At 40.0% G+C, this 17,117-nt stretch carries 13 protein-coding genes and 2 tRNA genes; 4 read left to right on the top strand and 11 right to left on the bottom strand.

Features of this window, described 5'->3' with window-relative positions; all coding sequences use genetic code 11:
* The first annotated feature begins 1 nt into the window (after position 1).
* Positions 2 to 1,510, top strand: a complete 1,509-nt coding sequence (gene gppA, locus ACNART_RS13320) for a guanosine-5'-triphosphate,3'-diphosphate diphosphatase (protein ID WP_109372744.1) — start codon at positions 2 to 4, stop codon at positions 1,508 to 1,510.
* Positions 1,511 to 1,587: 77 nt separating this feature from the next.
* On the opposite strand, the gene rep is transcribed toward gppA, so the two are convergent.
* Positions 1,588 to 3,612 (bottom strand): DNA helicase Rep, encoded by a 2,025-nt coding sequence (rep, locus tag ACNART_RS13315; RefSeq protein ID WP_196534380.1) that lies wholly within the window; start codon positions 3,610 to 3,612, stop codon positions 1,588 to 1,590.
* Positions 3,613 to 4,226: 614 nt separating this feature from the next.
* Positions 4,227 to 5,702 (bottom strand): ketol-acid reductoisomerase, encoded by a 1,476-nt coding sequence (gene ilvC, locus ACNART_RS13310; RefSeq protein ID WP_109372748.1) that lies wholly within the window; start codon positions 5,700 to 5,702, stop codon positions 4,227 to 4,229.
* 170 nt (positions 5,703 to 5,872) lie between these two features.
* Here ilvC and ilvY point away from each other — a divergent pair, with 170 nt between their 5' ends.
* Entirely contained in the window at positions 5,873 to 6,760 is an 888-nt protein-coding gene (gene ilvY / locus ACNART_RS13305; RefSeq protein ID WP_198626377.1) for an HTH-type transcriptional activator IlvY, read from the top strand.
* Here the strand turns inward: ilvY and ilvA are convergent.
* The 6 genes from ilvA to ilvL form a co-directional block, all read right to left on the bottom strand.
* Positions 6,746 to 8,320, bottom strand: coding sequence for a threonine ammonia-lyase, biosynthetic (ilvA, locus tag ACNART_RS13300; RefSeq protein WP_198626378.1), 1,575 nt, complete (start codon positions 8,318 to 8,320; stop codon positions 6,746 to 6,748). The two genes, ilvY and ilvA, sit on opposite strands and share 15 nt — an antisense overlap.
* A 3-nt stretch (positions 8,321 to 8,323) precedes the next feature.
* Positions 8,324 to 10,174, bottom strand: a complete 1,851-nt coding sequence (gene ilvD, locus ACNART_RS13295) for a dihydroxy-acid dehydratase (RefSeq protein WP_109372751.1) — start codon at positions 10,172 to 10,174, stop codon at positions 8,324 to 8,326.
* A gap of 72 nt (positions 10,175 to 10,246) precedes the next feature.
* Positions 10,247 to 11,173, bottom strand: coding sequence for a branched-chain-amino-acid transaminase (gene ilvE, locus ACNART_RS13290; RefSeq protein ID WP_069369927.1), 927 nt, complete (start codon positions 11,171 to 11,173; stop codon positions 10,247 to 10,249).
* 10 nt (positions 11,174 to 11,183) lie between these two features.
* Positions 11,184 to 11,459 (bottom strand): acetolactate synthase 2 small subunit, encoded by a 276-nt coding sequence (gene ilvM, locus ACNART_RS13285; protein ID WP_023583660.1) that lies wholly within the window; start codon positions 11,457 to 11,459, stop codon positions 11,184 to 11,186.
* Positions 11,456 to 13,105: an acetolactate synthase 2 catalytic subunit gene (ilvG, locus tag ACNART_RS13280; protein ID WP_198626379.1), complete on the bottom strand. Its 1,650-nt coding sequence runs from the start codon at positions 13,103 to 13,105 to the stop codon at positions 11,456 to 11,458. The genes ilvM and ilvG overlap by 4 nt, the downstream gene beginning before the upstream one ends.
* Before the next feature lie 130 nt (positions 13,106 to 13,235).
* Complete coding sequence (gene ilvL, locus ACNART_RS13275) at positions 13,236 to 13,337, bottom strand: ilv operon leader peptide (RefSeq protein ID WP_071788577.1); 102 nt, start codon at positions 13,335 to 13,337, stop codon at positions 13,236 to 13,238.
* 450 nt (positions 13,338 to 13,787) lie between these two features.
* Here ilvL and ACNART_RS13270 point away from each other — a divergent pair, with 450 nt between their 5' ends.
* Positions 13,788 to 15,320 carry a YifB family Mg chelatase-like AAA ATPase gene (locus ACNART_RS13270; RefSeq protein WP_109372754.1) on the top strand — a complete coding sequence of 511 codons (1,533 nt, stop codon included), beginning with the start codon at positions 13,788 to 13,790 and terminating at the stop codon, positions 15,318 to 15,320.
* Positions 15,321 to 15,365: 45 nt separating this feature from the next.
* On the opposite strand, the gene ACNART_RS13265 is transcribed toward ACNART_RS13270, so the two are convergent.
* The gene (locus ACNART_RS13265; RefSeq protein WP_036939631.1) at positions 15,366 to 15,704 is read right to left on the bottom strand and encodes a DUF413 domain-containing protein; all 339 of its coding nucleotides are present in this window, start codon (positions 15,702 to 15,704) and stop codon (positions 15,366 to 15,368) included.
* Between the two features lie 115 nt (positions 15,705 to 15,819).
* Between ACNART_RS13265 and hdfR the strand changes: the two genes are divergently transcribed.
* Complete coding sequence (gene hdfR, locus ACNART_RS13260) at positions 15,820 to 16,641, top strand: HTH-type transcriptional regulator HdfR (protein WP_311747439.1); 822 nt, start codon at positions 15,820 to 15,822, stop codon at positions 16,639 to 16,641.
* Positions 16,642 to 16,889: 248 nt separating this feature from the next.
* On the opposite strand, the gene ACNART_RS13255 is transcribed toward hdfR, so the two are convergent.
* A tRNA-Trp gene (locus tag ACNART_RS13255) sits at positions 16,890 to 16,965 on the bottom strand.
* Between the two features lie 7 nt (positions 16,966 to 16,972).
* Positions 16,973 to 17,049, bottom strand: a tRNA-Asp gene (locus ACNART_RS13250).
* Between the last annotated feature and the right edge of the window lie 68 nt (positions 17,050 to 17,117).

The raw sequence follows: 17,117 nt of genomic DNA, 5'->3' as shown, positions 1-17,117 counted from the left end.
TATGCTGAAATCCTCATCACTTTATGCTGCTATTGATTTAGGTTCTAACAGTTTTCATATGTTAGTCGTTCGAGAAATCGCGGGCTCTATACAAGTTCTTTCCCGCGTGAAACGTAAAGTTCGACTCGCTGCTGGCCTAAACAGTGAAAATGAATTGTCAGAGCAGGCAATGGAACGCGGTTGGCAATGTTTACGACTTTTTTCTGAATATCTACGTGATATTCCGACTGAACAAATCAGAGTCGTAGCAACAGCCACATTACGTATTGCTAAAAATGCAGATATTTTTGTCGCAAAAGCGTCTGAAATATTGGGCAATACTGTTCATGTTATTAGTGGTGAGGAAGAAGCACGCCTTATCTATCGTGGCGTTGCACATACCACTGGTGGTGCAGAGCAACGTTTAGTTGTCGATATTGGTGGTGGCAGCACAGAGCTGGTTACAGGTACTGGTGCTAAAACGACACAATTAATGAGCTTAAGTATGGGCTGTGTAACTTGGTTAGAGCGCTATTTTACTGATCGCTCTTTAACTCAAGAAAATTTTGCTAAAGCGCAAGACGCAGCCAAAGCGATACTCGCCCCAGTGGCGGATAAATTAATTGAGCAAGGCTGGCAAGTGTGTGTGGGCGCCTCTGGTACTGTACAGGCGTTGCAAGAGATCATGATTGCTCAAGGTATGGATGAATTAATCACCTTACCTAAGCTTGAGCGGCTCAAACACAAAGCCATTGAATGTGGAAAACTGGAAGAATTGGAAATTGAAGGGCTTACTTTTGAACGAGCCTTAGTGTTTCCGAGTGGGCTTGCTATCTTAATCGCCATATTTGAAACACTGCATATCGACAATATGATCTTAGCAGGTGGTGCATTACGAGAAGGCTTAGTCTATGGAATGTTGCATCTTCCTATTGAGCAAGATATTCGCCAACGTACTCTTCGTAATGTCCAGCGTCGGTTTCAGATTGATATTGAGCAAGCACACCGAGTTCAACAACTTGCAGAACACTTTTTTATCCAAGTCAGCAAGAGTTGGCAGTTAGATAATCGTTGCCGCGAGTTGCTTAATAGCGCTAGTGCATTACATGAAATTGGCCTAAGTGTTGATTTCCGCCAAGCACCTTCACATGCAAGCTATCTGATCTCTCATCTTGATTTACCAGGATATACACCGGCGCAACGACGTTTATTAGCTTCTTTGCTAAAAAACCAAACAGGGATCATCGATCTTGCACCTCTTAATCATCAAAATGCCCTACCGATAACTCAAGCCAATCGACTGGTGCGTTTACTGCGATTAGCCATCATTTTTGCTAGCCGTCGCCGTGATGATACGCTTCCTGCATTACGATTACGCACTGAAGATGAGAAACTCATTATTACACTGCCATATCAATGGCTTAATGAGCATCCGTTACGTGCTGAAAATCTCCAAGAAGAGATCCAACTTCAGAGTTATGTCCATTGGTCTTTAATGATTGAAGAACAAAATAGCTCTCGTATAAGTTAACTTTTTTATTTATACAAAAATAAAACCCCTTGGACATCAATATGCCAAGGGGTTAGTTTTATCGACAACTCTCTATGCTATTCAGGTTTATGCCTTGCCAACATAGCTCTTAATCCTGCAACACCTTTTTGCCCTTTCTCTTGTTTTTCCTCAGCACTTAACACTTTCTTTTTATTGGTATCCCAATTCAAATCATCTTGAGGTAATTCATAAAGAAAACGGCTCGGTTCAGGTTTGATTAATTCACCGTATTGGCGCCTTTCCTTACATAACGTAAACGTGAGTGTTTTTTGTGCTCGAGTAATGCCCACATAAGCAAGACGTCTTTCTTCGTCTACATTATCTTCATCAATACTGCTTTGGTGTGGCAATATGCCCTCTTCCATTCCCACTAAAAACACATGAGGGAACTCAAGACCTTTAGAGGCATGTAATGTCATTAACTGAACTTGATCTAACTCTTCTTCTGTTTCTCCTCGCTCCATCATATCGCGCAAGGTAAAACGATTAACGACTTGAGAAAGCGTCATCGGTTCATGCAATTCATCACCTTCAAGCATTTCACTCATCCATAAAAATAGCTGATTAATATTTTTCATCCTCATTTCAGCCGCTTTTGCGCTACTTGAGGTTTCATATAACCAGCTTTCATAATCCATTTCATGCAATAAATCACGTACAGCTAACAGTGGTTCTCGCTCTGATTTTTGTACTATACGCGACATCCATTGCGAAAATGCTTGTAATGAATTCAAACCTCGACCTGTTAATGTTTGGCTTAGCCCCAAATCAAAACAGGCATTGTATAAGCTTTTATCTCGAACTTTTGCCCACTCACCTAATTTTTGAATTGTCATAGGGCCGATTTCACGACGAGGCTTATTCACAATACGTAAAAATGCCGCATCATCATCAGGATTAGTAATGACTCGTAAATAGGCAAGGATATCTTTTATCTCTTCTCGTGAAAAAAAGGAGGTTTCACCCGAAATACGATAAGGAATGCGATTTTGCATCAAGTATTTTTCAAAAATACGCGACTGGTGATTACCACGATAAAGTATCGCGTAATCCTTATAATTGGTTTTATTAATAAAGTGATGCGCAATTAATTCGCCCGCGACACGCTCTGCTTCGTGCTCTTCATTATTTGCCGTTAAAACACGAAGTTCATCACCATAACCTAACTCTGAAAATAAGCGTTTTTCAAAAACATGGGGATTATTTTCAATCAAGATATTGGCAGATTTTAAAATACGCCCCGAAGATCGATAATTTTGCTCAAGTTTAATGACATTAAGTTGAGGGAAATCTTTTTGTAACAACACTAAATTTTGAGGGCGAGCACCACGCCATGAATAAATAGATTGGTCATCATCGCCCACAACGGTAAAACGCGCTCTTTCACCCACCAACCATTTCACTAATTCATATTGGCTGGTATTGGTGTCTTGATATTCATCCACCAGCAAATAACGGATACGTCTTTGCCAGCGCTCTCTCACTTCTTCATTCGTGCGCAATAACATAGTTGGTCGACTAATTAAGTCATCAAAATCGAGCACATTACAACTACGCAGATGTTGTTCATAACGTCGAAAACATTCGGCAAAAGTATGATCTTGTTGCGATCTCGCTATTCCTATTGCTTGCTCTGGCGTGAGCATGTCATTTTTCCAGTTAGAGATTTGGCTCTTTAACTGAGACAGCAAATCTTTATCTTCTTCTAATAAATCAGCCGTTAATTCTTTAAGTAATGCAGATTGGTCTTGATCATCAAACAATGAAAATTTAGCTTTAATACCTAGTGCTTTATATTCACGTTTAATAATTTCTAATCCCAAGGTATGGAACGTTGAGATCATTAATCCTTTCGCTTCTTGGCGACCTAAGGTTTGAGCAACACGCTCTTTCATTTCACGCGCGGCTTTATTAGTAAACGTAACCGCCGCAATCTGCTTTGCTGGGTATTGGCATTGACGAATAAGATGTGCAATTTTATTGGTAATAACCCGTGTTTTACCCGATCCCGCACCTGCCAAGACCAAACAAGGGCCTGACACATATTCCACTGCTTTTTGCTGACCGGGATTTAATCGCATACTTTTTCCAAACTTCATTAACCAAGAACATAACGGGGGATAATTGTAGCAGAAAGTGCATAGAAAGATGGTTCGGTTTTAGGATTTGGAGATCATTTTCGATAAGAAAATTAAATTTATATAGTTTAAACTTTGTATACTATTTCAACGAAATAGGAATATATTGCAGACATAAATCAATTTGAACATAACAAGATGAACAGAAAACAAAAAAATATTAATAAATACATAAAGAAGAATAAGTTTGAACCTAATCCAAAGACATTAATCACTTTTATAAAAACAGATAAAAATATTGATATTTTTCATATTGATGGCGCTAATAATTTATTCAAAAACTTAGATATTTAGACCAAAAAACAAAAAACCGTATTTCATTAAGAAACACGGTTTTCAACAAATTGAATCTTACGCTTATTTTTCTAAGCTATTTGCGAGAGAAGAAGGCGGCAAAGGAGGTTATCCCAAGGAGCATACATGAGTATGTGACTTGGGTAACCGAGTGTAGCCAACGCACTTATCGCGTAAAGGGCGACGAAAAATTAGTATGTGACTAGGATAACCGAGTGTAGCCAACGCACTTATCGCGTAAAGAGCGACGAAAAATCGGAAAATTAGTTGCCTACAGCAATTTTCTTCATATCCGTCATATACCCACGCAGGGTTTTACCTACGGCTTCAATTGGGTGCTGACGAATTGCTTCATTGATATCACGCAATTGCGCATTATCTGTTCCATTATCTTGAACTTTCTTCGCTAAATCGCCACTTTGCAATGTTGTCATAAATTCTTTCAACATCGGCACAACCGCAAATGAGAACAAATAGTTGCCATATTCTGCCGTATCAGAGATAACCACATTCATTTCATACAAACGCTTACGAGCGATGGTATTCGCGATTAATGGTAACTCATGCAGTGATTCATAATAAGCTGACTCTGCAAAGATCCCTGCTTCAATCATGGTATCAAACGCTAATTCAACACCAGCTTTAACCATTGCAACCATTAATACACCGTGATCAAAGTACTCTTGCTCACTGATTTTACCCTCATATTCAGGGTAATTTTCAAATGCGCTTGCTCCAGTCTCTTCACGCCATGTCAGCAAGTTTTTATCATCATTTGCCCAATCTGCCATCATAGTTTCAGAGAATTTACCTGAAATGATATCATCCATATGTTTCGCAAACAGTGGAGCCATGATCTCTTTCAGTTGCTCTGATAATGCATATGCACGCATTTTCGCAGGGTTAGATAATCTGTCCATCATTAAGGTGATACCACCTTGTTTCAGTGCTTCTGTAATGGTTTCCCAACCAAACTGAATCAACTTACCTGCATAGCCTGGTTCAACACCATCGGCAACCATTTTGTCATAACATAACAATGAGCCTGCTTGTAACATACCGCACAGAATGGTTTGCTCACCCATTAAGTCAGATTTGACTTCAGCAACAAAAGAAGATTCTAAAACACCAGCGCGATGACCACCTGTTGCCGCTGCCCATGCTTTAGCAATAGCCATTCCTTCGCCTTTCGCATCATTTTCAGGGTGAACAGCAATCAGTGTTGGAACACCAAAACCACGCTTATATTCTTCGCGAACTTCTGTACCTGGGCATTTTGGTGCAACCATCACAACAGTGATGTCATCACGAATTTTTTCGCCAACTTCAACGATATTAAAACCATGAGAATAGCCTAATGCTGCACCTGATTTCATCAGTGGTTGAACAGCTTGAACAACAGCAGAGTGCTGTTTGTCTGGCGTTAAGTTAACCACTAAATCTGCCTGAGGGATCAACGCTTCATAGGTGCCAACTTCAAAGCCGTTTTCAGTCGCGCGACGCCATGATGCACGTTTCTCATCAATCGCTTCTTGGCGTAAGGCATACGCAATATTCAAACCTGAATCACGCATATTTAAACCTTGGTTAAGACCTTGAGCGCCACAACCAACGATAACGACTTTTTTGCCTTTCAGATAATTTGCTTCATCAGCAAATTCTTCGCGTGACATAAAGCGACATTTACCTAATTGCGACAACTGCTGACGCAGATTCAATGTATTAAAATAATTTGCCATAGAAGACTCCAAAATCGTTGTGTATGTGTTTGCTGTTATTATCCTCACTCTCAGTGAGGTGTTGCATGACTTTACTATATGGGATGAAAGCCATTGCTTAAATTGATATATTTACAAGATAGTGTTGCAAAAAATGCAACGTACTTTTTTATCACAATGGGTGGCTGACAATGGATATTCGTGATCTCAAACTCTTCCTGCATTTAGCTGAAAGTTGCCACTTCACCAAGACAGCGCAGGCAATGCACGTCAGCCCTTCAACGCTCTCTCGTCAAATTCAACGCCTTGAAGAAAGCTTAGGTCATCCTCTGTTTTTACGTGATAACAGACAAGTGACTCTCACCGATGCTGGCGAGCAGTTAAAACGCTATGCTCAACAAACCTTATTGCAATATAAGCAACTTAAGCACACGTTAAATCAAAATAGCCCAAGCCTTTCTGGCGAATTACGCCTATTTTGTTCTGTAACAGCGGCTTACAGCCATTTACCCTCTATTCTTGATCGCTTTCGTGCTGAACACCCATTAGTTGAAATAAAACTCACCACAGGAGATGCAGCTGATGCAGTCGATAAAGTGCAATCTGATGAGGCCGATTTAGGTATTGCAGGAAAACCTGAAAAGCTTCCTGAAAATATCTGTTTTGAAAAAATAGGCGAAATTCCATTAGTACTGATTGCGCCCGCTCTGCCTTGTAATGTTCGTCATCTTGCAACACAAGAGAAACCCGATTGGCTCAATATTCCATTTATCATTCCTGAACATGGCCCATCGCGACAACGAATTGCATTATGGTTTAAGCGCCACCGTATCCATAATCCCTTAATTTATGCGACTGTTTCAGGGCATGAAGCGATTGTCTCAATGGTTGCGTTAGGTTGTGGTATCGCGCTTATTCCACAGGTCGTCGTTGATAATTGTCCAGAGCCTGTGCGTAATCGCATCTCTTCATTGGATAATATTTCAATGGTAGAACCTTTCGAATTAGGCGTTTGCGGATTACACAAACGCCTTCAAGAGCCTGTGATCAGTGCTTTTTGGCGATTACTCCACGACTAAGCTTGTCGTTTGTGGTGACAGAAATAGCTGAAAAGAAGGATTTCCTGTCTCATCATGATATTCATAGCCTAATGCATCTAAATGTCGCTCGAAACGCCCTTCTGTTTCGGGCAATTCAAATGCCACCAGCACTCGACCATAATCAGTACCATGACTGCGATAATGGAATAGTGTGATATTCCAATAAGTGCCTAACGTTTTTAAAAACTTCATTAAAGCACCCGGTGATTCTGGAAACTCGAAACTAAATAGACGCTCTTTAAGCGGCTTATTAGGACGACCACCGACCATATAACGCACATGCAGTTTTGCCATTTCATCGTCAGAAAGATCAGCAACTTGATAACCTGCAGTCGTAAGCTCCCGCAAAATTTCTTTACGCTCTATAAGTCCTTGACTTAAACGTACGCCCACGAAAATACGTGCATTTTCAGGATCAGCATCGCTATAACGATAATTAAATTCAGTGACCACACGTTGACCTAGGATTTGGCAAAAACGTAAAAAACTGCCTTTTTGCTCAGGAATAGTCACAGCGAATAGCGCTTCACGTTTTTCGCCTAGTTCACAGCGTTCAGAAACATAACGTAAGCCATGAAAATTCACATTTGCACCAGAAAGTATATGCGCTAGACGCTCACCTTTGATCTGGTGCTCTTCTACGTATTTTTTAAGCCCAGCTAATGCCAATGCGCCCGAAGGCTCAGCAATCGCACGCACATCTTCAAATAAATCTTTTACAGCAGCGCAAATTTCATCACTATCAACAGTAATCACATCATCGACATACTTCTGGCATAAACGAAAAGTTTCATCACCAATACGCTTAACGGCAACACCTTCTGCAAATAAGCCTACGCGAGCTAATTCAACAGGGTGTCCTGCCTTTAATGCTGCTTTTAAACATGCTGCATCTTCTGCTTCAACGCCGATAATTTTAATTTCTGGCATAAGCTGTTTGATTAATACAGCCACTCCAGCAATTAAACCTCCACCACCTACAGGTACGAAAATACGATCAAGATGAACATCTTGTTGCAATAATTCCATTGCTAATGTTGCCTGCCCTGCAATCACAGCGGGGTGATCAAAAGGCGGAACAAAGGTGTATCCCATCTCTTCAGATAGTGCGATAGCTTTCGCTTTTGCTTCATCAAAGTTGGCACCATAAAGCAATGCTTCTCCACCAAATTGGCGAACCGCATCGACTTTGATATCCGCTGTTGCCACTGGCATCACGATTAATGCCTTTACACCCATTCGATTCGCTGACAACGCAACGCCTTGAGCGTGGTTACCCGCCGAAGCAGTTACAACGCCTTTCGCTTTTTGCTCAGGAGTCAACCCTGCAATCATGGTGTAAGCACCACGTAATTTAAAACTATGAACAGGTTGTCTATCTTCACGCTTAACTAAAATCGTATTTTCTAAGCGTTCAGAGATTTTTGTCATCTCTTGAAGTGGCGTGACAATTGCCGCTTCATAAACAGGTGCGCTCAGCGCCGCTTTTAAATATTCAGCGCTACTTGGTGCTGAATTTAAAGGTCTAAAGGCAGCCATTTCTTAGCCCCCTAATTTAGATTTATCGCGCACAGCACCTTTATCAGCACTGGTTGCTAAAGAGGCGTAAGCACGTAAGGCAAAAGAGACTTGGCGCTGTCTGTCTTGTGGTGTCCACGCTTTATCACCACGAGCATTTTGTGCATCACGACGTGCAGATAACGTTTTATCATCTACCTTTAATGAGATCTCACGAGTTGGAATATTGATAGAGACAATATCACCTTCTTCCACTAAACCAATTACACCACCACTTGCTGCTTCAGGTGAAACATGCCCGATAGATAAGCCAGATGTTCCCCCAGAGAAACGTCCGTCAGTGATAAGTGCGCAAGCTTTACCTAATCCCATTGATTTTAAATATGAGGTTGGATACAGCATCTCTTGCATACCTGGCCCACCTTTAGGACCTTCATAGCGAATAATGACCACATCGCCTGCCACTACTTTTCCACCTAAGATGGCCTCAACAGCATCATCTTGGCTTTCATATACTTTTGCAGGACCGCTAAAAATCAAGTTATCTTCATCAACGCCCGCAGTTTTAACAATACAGCCATCTTCTGCTAAGTTACCTGATAACACGGCCAATCCACCATCTTGGCTATAAGCATGTTCTTTACTGCGGATACACCCGTTTTCACGATCGGTATCTAAGGTTGGCCAACGGCAATTTTGAGAGAATGCCTTCGTGGTACGAATACCCGCAGGACCTGCTTGGAACATCGATTTTACTTGCTCATCTTGCGTTAACATCACGTCATATTGCGCTAATGTTTCTGGCAAGCTTAGCCCTAAGATATTATCCACATTACGGTTAAGTAATCCGGCTCTGTCTAATTCACCTAAAATACCCATAACTCCACCTGCACGGTGAACATCTTCCATATGATATTTTTGTGTACTTGGTGCCACTTTACATAAATGAGGGACTTGGCGAGAAAGTCTGTCGATATCTTCCATGGTGAAGTCAACTTCACCTTCTTGTGCAGCAGCTAATAAATGCAGAACCGTATTTGTCGAGCCACCCATTGCAATATCTAAGATCATCGCATTTTCAAAGGCTTCTTTTTTAGCGATATTGCGCGGTAATGCGGACTCATCATCTTTTTCATAATAACGCTTGGTTAATTCAACAATTCGCTTACCTGCGTTGATAAACAGCGTTTCACGATCTGCGTGTGTTGCTAATAATGAGCCATTTCCGGGTTGAGATAATCCCAGAGCTTCGGTTAAACAGTTCATGGAGTTTGCGGTAAACATACCTGAACACGATCCGCAAGTCGGACAAGCAGATCGTTCAATTTGCTCACTATCCGCATCGCTAACATTGGGATTTGCTCCTTGGATCATGGCATCAACCAGATCCAATTTGATCAGTTGATCTGAAAGCTTCGTTTTACCTGCTTCCATAGGACCACCCGAAACAAAAATAACAGGAATATTTAAGCGTAAAGACGCCATTAACATTCCTGGGGTGATCTTGTCGCAGTTTGAGATACACACCATCGCATCAGCACAGTGCGCATTAACCATATATTCAACAGAGTCTGCGATAAGTTCACGCGATGGCAAAGAATAAAGCATGCCACCGTGCCCCATTGCGATACCGTCATCAACCGCAATAGTATTAAATTCTTTAGCGACACCACCAGCGGCTTCAATTTGCTCAGCAACCAGTTTTCCTAAATCCCGCAGATGCACATGACCCGGTACAAATTGCGTAAATGAGTTCACAACAGCGATAATGGGTTTACCAAAATCAGCATCAGTCATTCCCGTTGCGCGCCATAAGGCACGGGCTCCCGCCATATTACGACCGTGTGTCGTTGTCGCTGAACGGTATTTAGGCATTTTTCACACTCCTGCGATAAAGAAAGCGAGTAGGGAACGAGCTACCCGCTAAACAAATTTATTTGATTATGTTTATGAATTGATTGGATCTAACCAGCCGTATTTATCTTCTGTCTCACCTGTGAACAGACCAAAGAACGCCTTTTGAATTGCTTTGGTCACAGGGCCACAACGTCCAATACCGACTTGAATACCATCAACACTACGTACTGGGGTTATCTCTGCGGCTGTACCTGACATAAAGACTTCATCTGCAAGATAAAGTGATTCACGAGAAAGGACTTGTTCACGCACTTCATAACCGAGATCTTTTGCTAATTTGATAATGGCATCACGCGTGATCCCCGGCAGTGCTGATGAAGTAAATGGAGGTGTAAAAATAACACCGTCTTTTACTTCAAATAGGTTTTCACCTGCACCTTCTGATAAATAGCCATGCACATCTAATGCAATCCCTTCTTGATAACCATGACGGCGAGCTTCGCTTCCCACTAATAGTGAAGATAAATAGTTACCACCCGCTTTTGCTGCTGTTGGAATAGTATTTGGTGCAGCACGATGCCAAGAAGAAACCATTGCATCAATACCTTTATCTAACGCTTCTTCACCGAGGTAAGCTCCCCATGGAAATGCAGCAATGATCACATCTGTTTTATAACCAGCTGGTGGATTAACACCCATACCGACATCACCAATAAAAACTAATGGGCGAATATAAGCACTGACTAATTTATTTTTACGTAAGGTCTCACGACAGGCTTCCATTAACTCATCAACACTTTGCTCAACAGGCATACGATAAATTTTTGCTGAATCATGTAAACGTTGCATGTGTTCACGATGGCGAAAGACCACAGGGCCTTTATGAGAATCATAACAACGCACACCTTCAAACACAGAGGTTCCATAATGTAATGCATGAGACATAACATGAACCTTTGCCTCAGCCCAAGGAACCATTTCACCGTTAAACCAAATATAATCAGCTTGCTTTGTCATTCTTTTATCCTTACATGGCACTTAGTGCATTCATGAATCGTAATTTTTCTTTCTGTTGATGTGATACTTGAATACCTGCAACATCAGCTAATTTTGTTAACTGGCTGCACAGAAGTTCTAATGGCCGCTGACTACTCACCGTCAGGCTTAAATTGATATTATTACTTTCAGTGATATTCATATTCATTGAGCATATATGAAAACCACGATGACGAATAACTCTCAGGATACGTTCTAAGATCTCTGGACAAAAACGGGCTTCAATTGTGATATTGTGTTGGTTCATTTTGATTTCTCCATCATCTCATCATTACTTGCGCCCGGCGGGACTAAAGGCCAGACATTTTCTGCGTCATCGATAGATACCTGTAATAAGTAAGGACCATCGCTCTCTAATAAACATTTTATTGCATCAGCAACCTGTGCTTTTTCTGTGATGCGTTGCCCAGGGATATCAAAAGCTTTTGCCAAGGCAACAAAGTCTGGATTATCTGTTAAAATCGTTTCGCTATAACGTTGTTCAAAAAATAACTCTTGCCATTGACGAACCATACCAAGACGTTGGTTATCTAATAGCACCAATTTGATAGGTAATTGCTTACGCTTAATTGTGCCCAATTCCTGTACATTCATCATAAAAGAGCCATCACCAGACACACAGATAACACATGCATCAGGTCTAGCAATTTGAGCGCCCACTGCTGCTGGGATACCAAATCCCATGGTGCCTAAACCACTTGAGGTGATAAAGTTTTCAGGTGCATCAAATGTCATATGTTGTGCCGACCACATTTGATGTTGGCCTACATCTGTTGTCACAATCGTATTTTCAGGTTTCGCATCTGATAATTGTTTTAATAATAATGGGGCATAAATTGCGGAGCCTGGATGATCGTAACGCCACGCGTGTTCGGCTTTTAATTCTTGTATTTCTTGTTGCCAAGCAGCGATAGATAATGGCTGAGACAAAGCAGGTAACAACACTTTCGCATCACCTAATAACGCCACATGCGCTTGTTTCAATTTATTTAATTCTGCATGGTCGATATCGATATGGATAACCTTGGCATTAGGTGCAAAAGTATTTAATCGCCCAGTAACGCGATCATCAAAACGAGCACCAACAGCGATTAATAAATCACTACGCTGAACAGCATAATTTGCCGCTTTAGTGCCATGCATACCTAACATGCCTAAATAGTTAGCATCTAATGCATCGGCACAGCCTAACCCTTTTAAAGTGGAAACAACGGGCATTTCTGTTTGCTTCACAAATGCTCTTAACGTTTCCACTGCATTGCTCATGGCAACACCACCACCTACATACAAAATCGGTTTTTGTGCCTTCGCTAACATCTGCTTAGCTTGATTTAACTCTTGTGTTGGATAAGAAAATTCTTGCTCTTCTGGTAATTCATAGCTTGATAAATGAGAAGCATCCGCCAATTGAACATCTTTAGGAATATCAATTAAAACAGGGCCAGGGCGACCTTGAGATGCGATAGAGAATGCCTCTGATAACACTCTTGGTAATTCATCAACCGTCGAAACTAAAAAACTATGTTTCGTACACGCCAATGAAAGACCTAAAACGTCAATTTCTTGGAATGCATCAGTACCAATTAAATTGGAAGCAACTTGCCCAGTGATAGCAACAACAGGCACAGAATCTAACAATGCATCAGCAAGTCCAGTGATGACATTAGTAGCGCCTGGGCCTGATGTCGCGATACAAATACCTGTCGTACCCGTAGAGCGAGCAAAACCAATAGCAGCAATTGCAGCACCTTGTTCATGGCGACATAAAACATGTTCAACACCACCATCATAAAGGGCATCGTAAACAGGCATGATAGCACCGCCAGGATAACCAAAGACTGTTTCGACTTGATGTTTTCGTAATGCCTGTACTAACCACTGTGCTCCATTCATTCTTTCACCCTGCCATCTTAACTTCTTGTTTAATTTGAATTTATTTTCTATTTAATCTTTTTTTCAAACTCAGGCTCAAAAAAAACCCCCGCGCCTTTCGGTGCGGGGGTTTTTAAGAGATCCGGCTAGTTTAGTTAGCCTTTCTTCGTCCTAGTGCAGCCCCGCACGGTGGGTTAATAATCACCACCACGCTGACAATAATTAGGCTAATCACTAGGACGATAGTATTCATAGTTTTATAACTTCTTTTCTTATTTAAAATGTATGTTTGTAATGTTGTGTTGTGTTTTCTTTCACTCTGTCCTTTTAGAGTTATCATGATATTTTAGAATTGACAATGTTTATTTTAAAAATAATTATAACATGATGAATTTTATATGTTTTTTATAGCGCAAACACCAATTAGAATATTCATCTATAAAATATTTATTTTTCAGTTATTAATACCAAGAAAGAACGCGTTATTTTGTTTTTTCTGCTATTGCATTTTATTATTCCACGTTAAAAAACAATGATAATTTTCATTATATTTATATTAATTTATTAAATTAATTATTTAAAAAATTAATCATTATATTTCAATATGTTATATTATTTTCGAGATATCTCGCATTTATTTAACTCTTCATTTAACACAAAAGAAAAAATAATTTAAAAAGAAAAAAATAATGGAGAATAAAAAATGGCATTAGCAATAATATATACGCGTGCCTCTTTAGGAATATCAGCTCCGCTTATTACTATCGAGGCTCATATTAGTCAGGGATTACCTGGATTAACATTAGTTGGATTACCTGAAACTGTCGTAAAAGAAGCAAAAGATAGAGTAAGGAGTGCATTAATTAATAGCGGATATACTTATCCTGCAAAAAGAATAACGATTAATCTTTCACCTGCCGATTTACCCAAAGAAGGTGCGCGTTATGATTTACCTATTGCACTAGCAATACTCATTGCATCAGAACAATTAATATCAAATAAATTAGAGTGTTATGAGTTTATTGGAGAACTTGCACTTTCTGGAAAATTACAACGAGTTAATGCGGTTATTCCATCAATTCTTAGTGCATCAAAAGATCATCGAATATGTATTGTATCAACAGAACATCAAACTGAAGTTTCATTATTACCCAATAAATCGGCTTTATTAGCCTCTCATCTTTTAGAGATTTGTCATCATCTAGAAAATAATACGCCATTAATTGAAACAGAAAGTTTTATTATTAATGATGAAATTGAAAATCAAAATAATAAAGATATGAGCGATATAATTGGTCAAAATAATGCAAAAAGGGCAGCAGAAATCACAGCCGCAGGAAATCACAACATTTTATTTCTTGGGCCACCAGGAACAGGCAAAACAATGTTAGCGCAAAGAATAAGTACGCTTCTTCCGCCTTTAACTGCTAAAGAAGCACTTGATGTATTAATCATTAGTAGCTTAAGAGGAGTGACATTTGATGAAAGAAAGTGGCCTACAAGGCCATTTAGAGCTCCACATCATACTTCCTCTGCTGTTGCTTTAACGGGAGGAGGCTCTCTTCCTAAACCTGGAGAAATTACATTAGCACATCATGGTATTTTATTTTTAGATGAATTACCAGAATTCGAGCGCCGAGTACTCGATGCATTACGTGAACCTCTAGATGCTAGGGAAATTACTATTTCACGCGCAAAAGCCAAAATAAGCTACCCTGCCAATGTATTATTGGTCGGTGCATTAAATCCAAGCCCAACAGGACATTATCAAGGTAATCACAACCGAGTACCAATAAAGCAAATCCTACGCTATTTAAGCAAGGTTTCTGGACCTTTTTTAGATAGGTTTGATTTATCTGTCGAAATGCCACTTCTTCCCCAAGGCGCGCTTATTCATCCTACATTTACTACAGAAAATAGTACGACAATTAGAGAACGTGTTCTAAAGGCAAGAGAAAGACAATTTGCACGATGTGGAAAAGTGAATACTTATTTAACTGGAAAAGAGATTGAATGCTATTGCTCATTGAATACCAGTGATGCAACTTTTCTTGAAGATACGCTTAATAAATTAGGATTATCGATACGAGCTTGGCATAAAATTTTAAGAGTATCGAGGACTATTGCAGATCTTGCAAATGAAGAGAAAATACAGAGAAATCATTTAATTGAAGCATTAAGCTTTCGTGCAATGGATAGATTAATGATCTATTTACAAAAACAACTAGATGGGTAATAAAAAGGAGCGAAAAAACGCTCCTTTTGACTAAAACTAATGATATTAATCATCAGAGTCGGTATAGTCATCAGATGGATCGAGCTGCGGCTTTCCACCCGATAATGTATGAAAACGTTTTGGACGACTTATACGACTCGTATATTTCTTCCAAATTTTTTCTTCAACCGTTGCTGCTTCTCGTTCGCCACGACACATGGCAACAAATAATTTTTCCGCTTCAGTTGTAGGCTCTCGTTTACCTAAATCAAGCTCGTTAAAGGCTTGACCATGACGTTCCAATATCTGGGATTCCTTGATAGTGAAATCGCCATGACGAGAAAAACCACGCGGATAATGTTTATTGTCAAAAAAACGATTAGTCGTGATAAAACTTTCTGCCATCTGACACACTCCTAATTCTCTATCATCATACTTATGGCGCGGAGTATTAGATAGTCATGCGGTTCTGTAAAACAAAATATTTAAATCGTAACGACAAATTTTTTTGGAGATATATGTGGATACCGAATTACTGAAAACCTTTTTGGAAGTCAGTAAGACTAGACACTTTGGGCGAGCCGCTGAATCTCTTTATTTAACTCAGTCTGCGGTTAGTTTTAGAATACGACAACTGGAAACACAATTAGGCACAAATCTATTTACTCGCCATCGTAATAATATTCGTCTAACTGTCGCAGGTGAAAGGCTGATCCCTTATGCTGAATCGTTAATGAATACATGGCTTCTCGCTAAAAAAGAGATTAGCCATGCTTCTCAACATTCAGAGCTATCAATTGGCGCCACAGCATCACTCTGGGAAGCATATCTGACATCTTGGTTGCAGGAATCTTATCTAGAAAGAGAAGAGCTCAGAATCGAATCTAGAGTCTCTACAAGGCAATCTCTTGTAAAACAACTTCATGCAAGAGAGCTCGATCTTCTTTTTACGACTGAAGCACCAAAGATGGATGAATTAGAAAGTAAAATTATTGGTGATATTACTTTTCAGTTGATGAAAATCGCATCAAATAAAACCGAAGAGATAGCACAATTTATCAAAATTGAATGGAGTGCTGATTTTCAGTCTTTTCTTTCTAATGGTGCAGTGCAAAAAATTGATCCTATTTTAACCACTAACTCCGCAATGATTGCTTATCAGTTAATGAAAACAACACAAGCAGTTGCATTTTTACCTATGCATTGGCTAGATCTCTATTCAGATCTAGCCCCTGCCTCAACAGAAATTATTCAAAAACCTTTATTTGCGGTTTGGCTAAATACGAGTGATCAACAAGTATTGATACAACAGCTATTAAAACAGCCGATAAATCATCAATAAAGCTTAAATCCACGCTATAGTTATTCATGATATTAACGAATCACTCTTGGGTTTAAGCTTCATCTCTAGAATTTTTATTACATATAACAGGGAATATTACTAATAGATATTAGTAAAAGAAGCTCATTGGCAGGTTAGTCGGTGGGAATTTAGTACAGTAAGTATTGAGAATATATAGATAACAAAAAGCCCAGTTAATTAACTGGGCTACAAAGAAGTATAAATTTTGTTATTACTTAATTGGTAACTGGCAGGGGCGGAGAGGCTCGAACTCCCAACACCCGGTTTTGGAGACCGGTGCTCTACCAATTGAACTACGCCCCTAAATAGTTGGCGGAACGGACGGGACTCGAACCCGCGACCCCCTGCGTGACAGGCAGGTATTCTAACCAACTGAACTACCGCTCCGCGTATTCTTTGCGCGATTAATGTTACCTAACACTAACGCTTTATTTAATGCCTGGCAGTTCCCTACT

Origin of the sequence: Proteus sp. LHD240705, from assembly GCF_047921555.1 — a bacterium.
GTDB lineage: Bacteria > Pseudomonadota > Gammaproteobacteria > Enterobacterales > Enterobacteriaceae > Proteus.
Note: the sequence above shows the minus strand (reverse complement) of the source record. Positions and strands in the feature narration are given on the sequence as shown.

Bases quoted from the DNA above. Each gene is read 5' to 3' on its own strand.
- ilvY (WP_198626377.1), top strand. From the start codon at position 5,873: ATGGATATTCGTGATCTCAAACTCTTCCTGCATTTAGCTGAAAGTTGC.
- ilvD (WP_109372751.1), bottom strand. From the start codon at position 10,174: ATGCCTAAATACCGTTCAGCGACAACGACACACGGTCGTAATATGGCG.
- rep (WP_196534380.1), bottom strand. From the start codon at position 3,612: ATGCGATTAAATCCCGGTCAGCAAAAAGCAGTGGAATATGTGTCAGGC.
- ilvC (WP_109372748.1), bottom strand. From the start codon at position 5,702: ATGGCAAATTATTTTAATACATTGAATCTGCGTCAGCAGTTGTCGCAA.
- ACNART_RS13270 (WP_109372754.1), top strand. From the start codon at position 13,788: ATGGCATTAGCAATAATATATACGCGTGCCTCTTTAGGAATATCAGCT.
- ilvE (WP_069369927.1), bottom strand. From the start codon at position 11,173: ATGACAAAGCAAGCTGATTATATTTGGTTTAACGGTGAAATGGTTCCT.
- ilvM (WP_023583660.1), bottom strand. From the start codon at position 11,459: ATGAACCAACACAATATCACAATTGAAGCCCGTTTTTGTCCAGAGATC.
- ilvL (WP_071788577.1), bottom strand. From the start codon at position 13,337: ATGAATACTATCGTCCTAGTGATTAGCCTAATTATTGTCAGCGTGGTG.
- gppA (WP_109372744.1), top strand. From the start codon at position 2: ATGCTGAAATCCTCATCACTTTATGCTGCTATTGATTTAGGTTCTAAC.
- ilvG (WP_198626379.1), bottom strand. From the start codon at position 13,105: ATGAATGGAGCACAGTGGTTAGTACAGGCATTACGAAAACATCAAGTC.
- ilvA (WP_198626378.1), bottom strand. From the start codon at position 8,320: ATGGCTGCCTTTAGACCTTTAAATTCAGCACCAAGTAGCGCTGAATAT.
- ACNART_RS13265 (WP_036939631.1), bottom strand. From the start codon at position 15,704: ATGGCAGAAAGTTTTATCACGACTAATCGTTTTTTTGACAATAAACAT.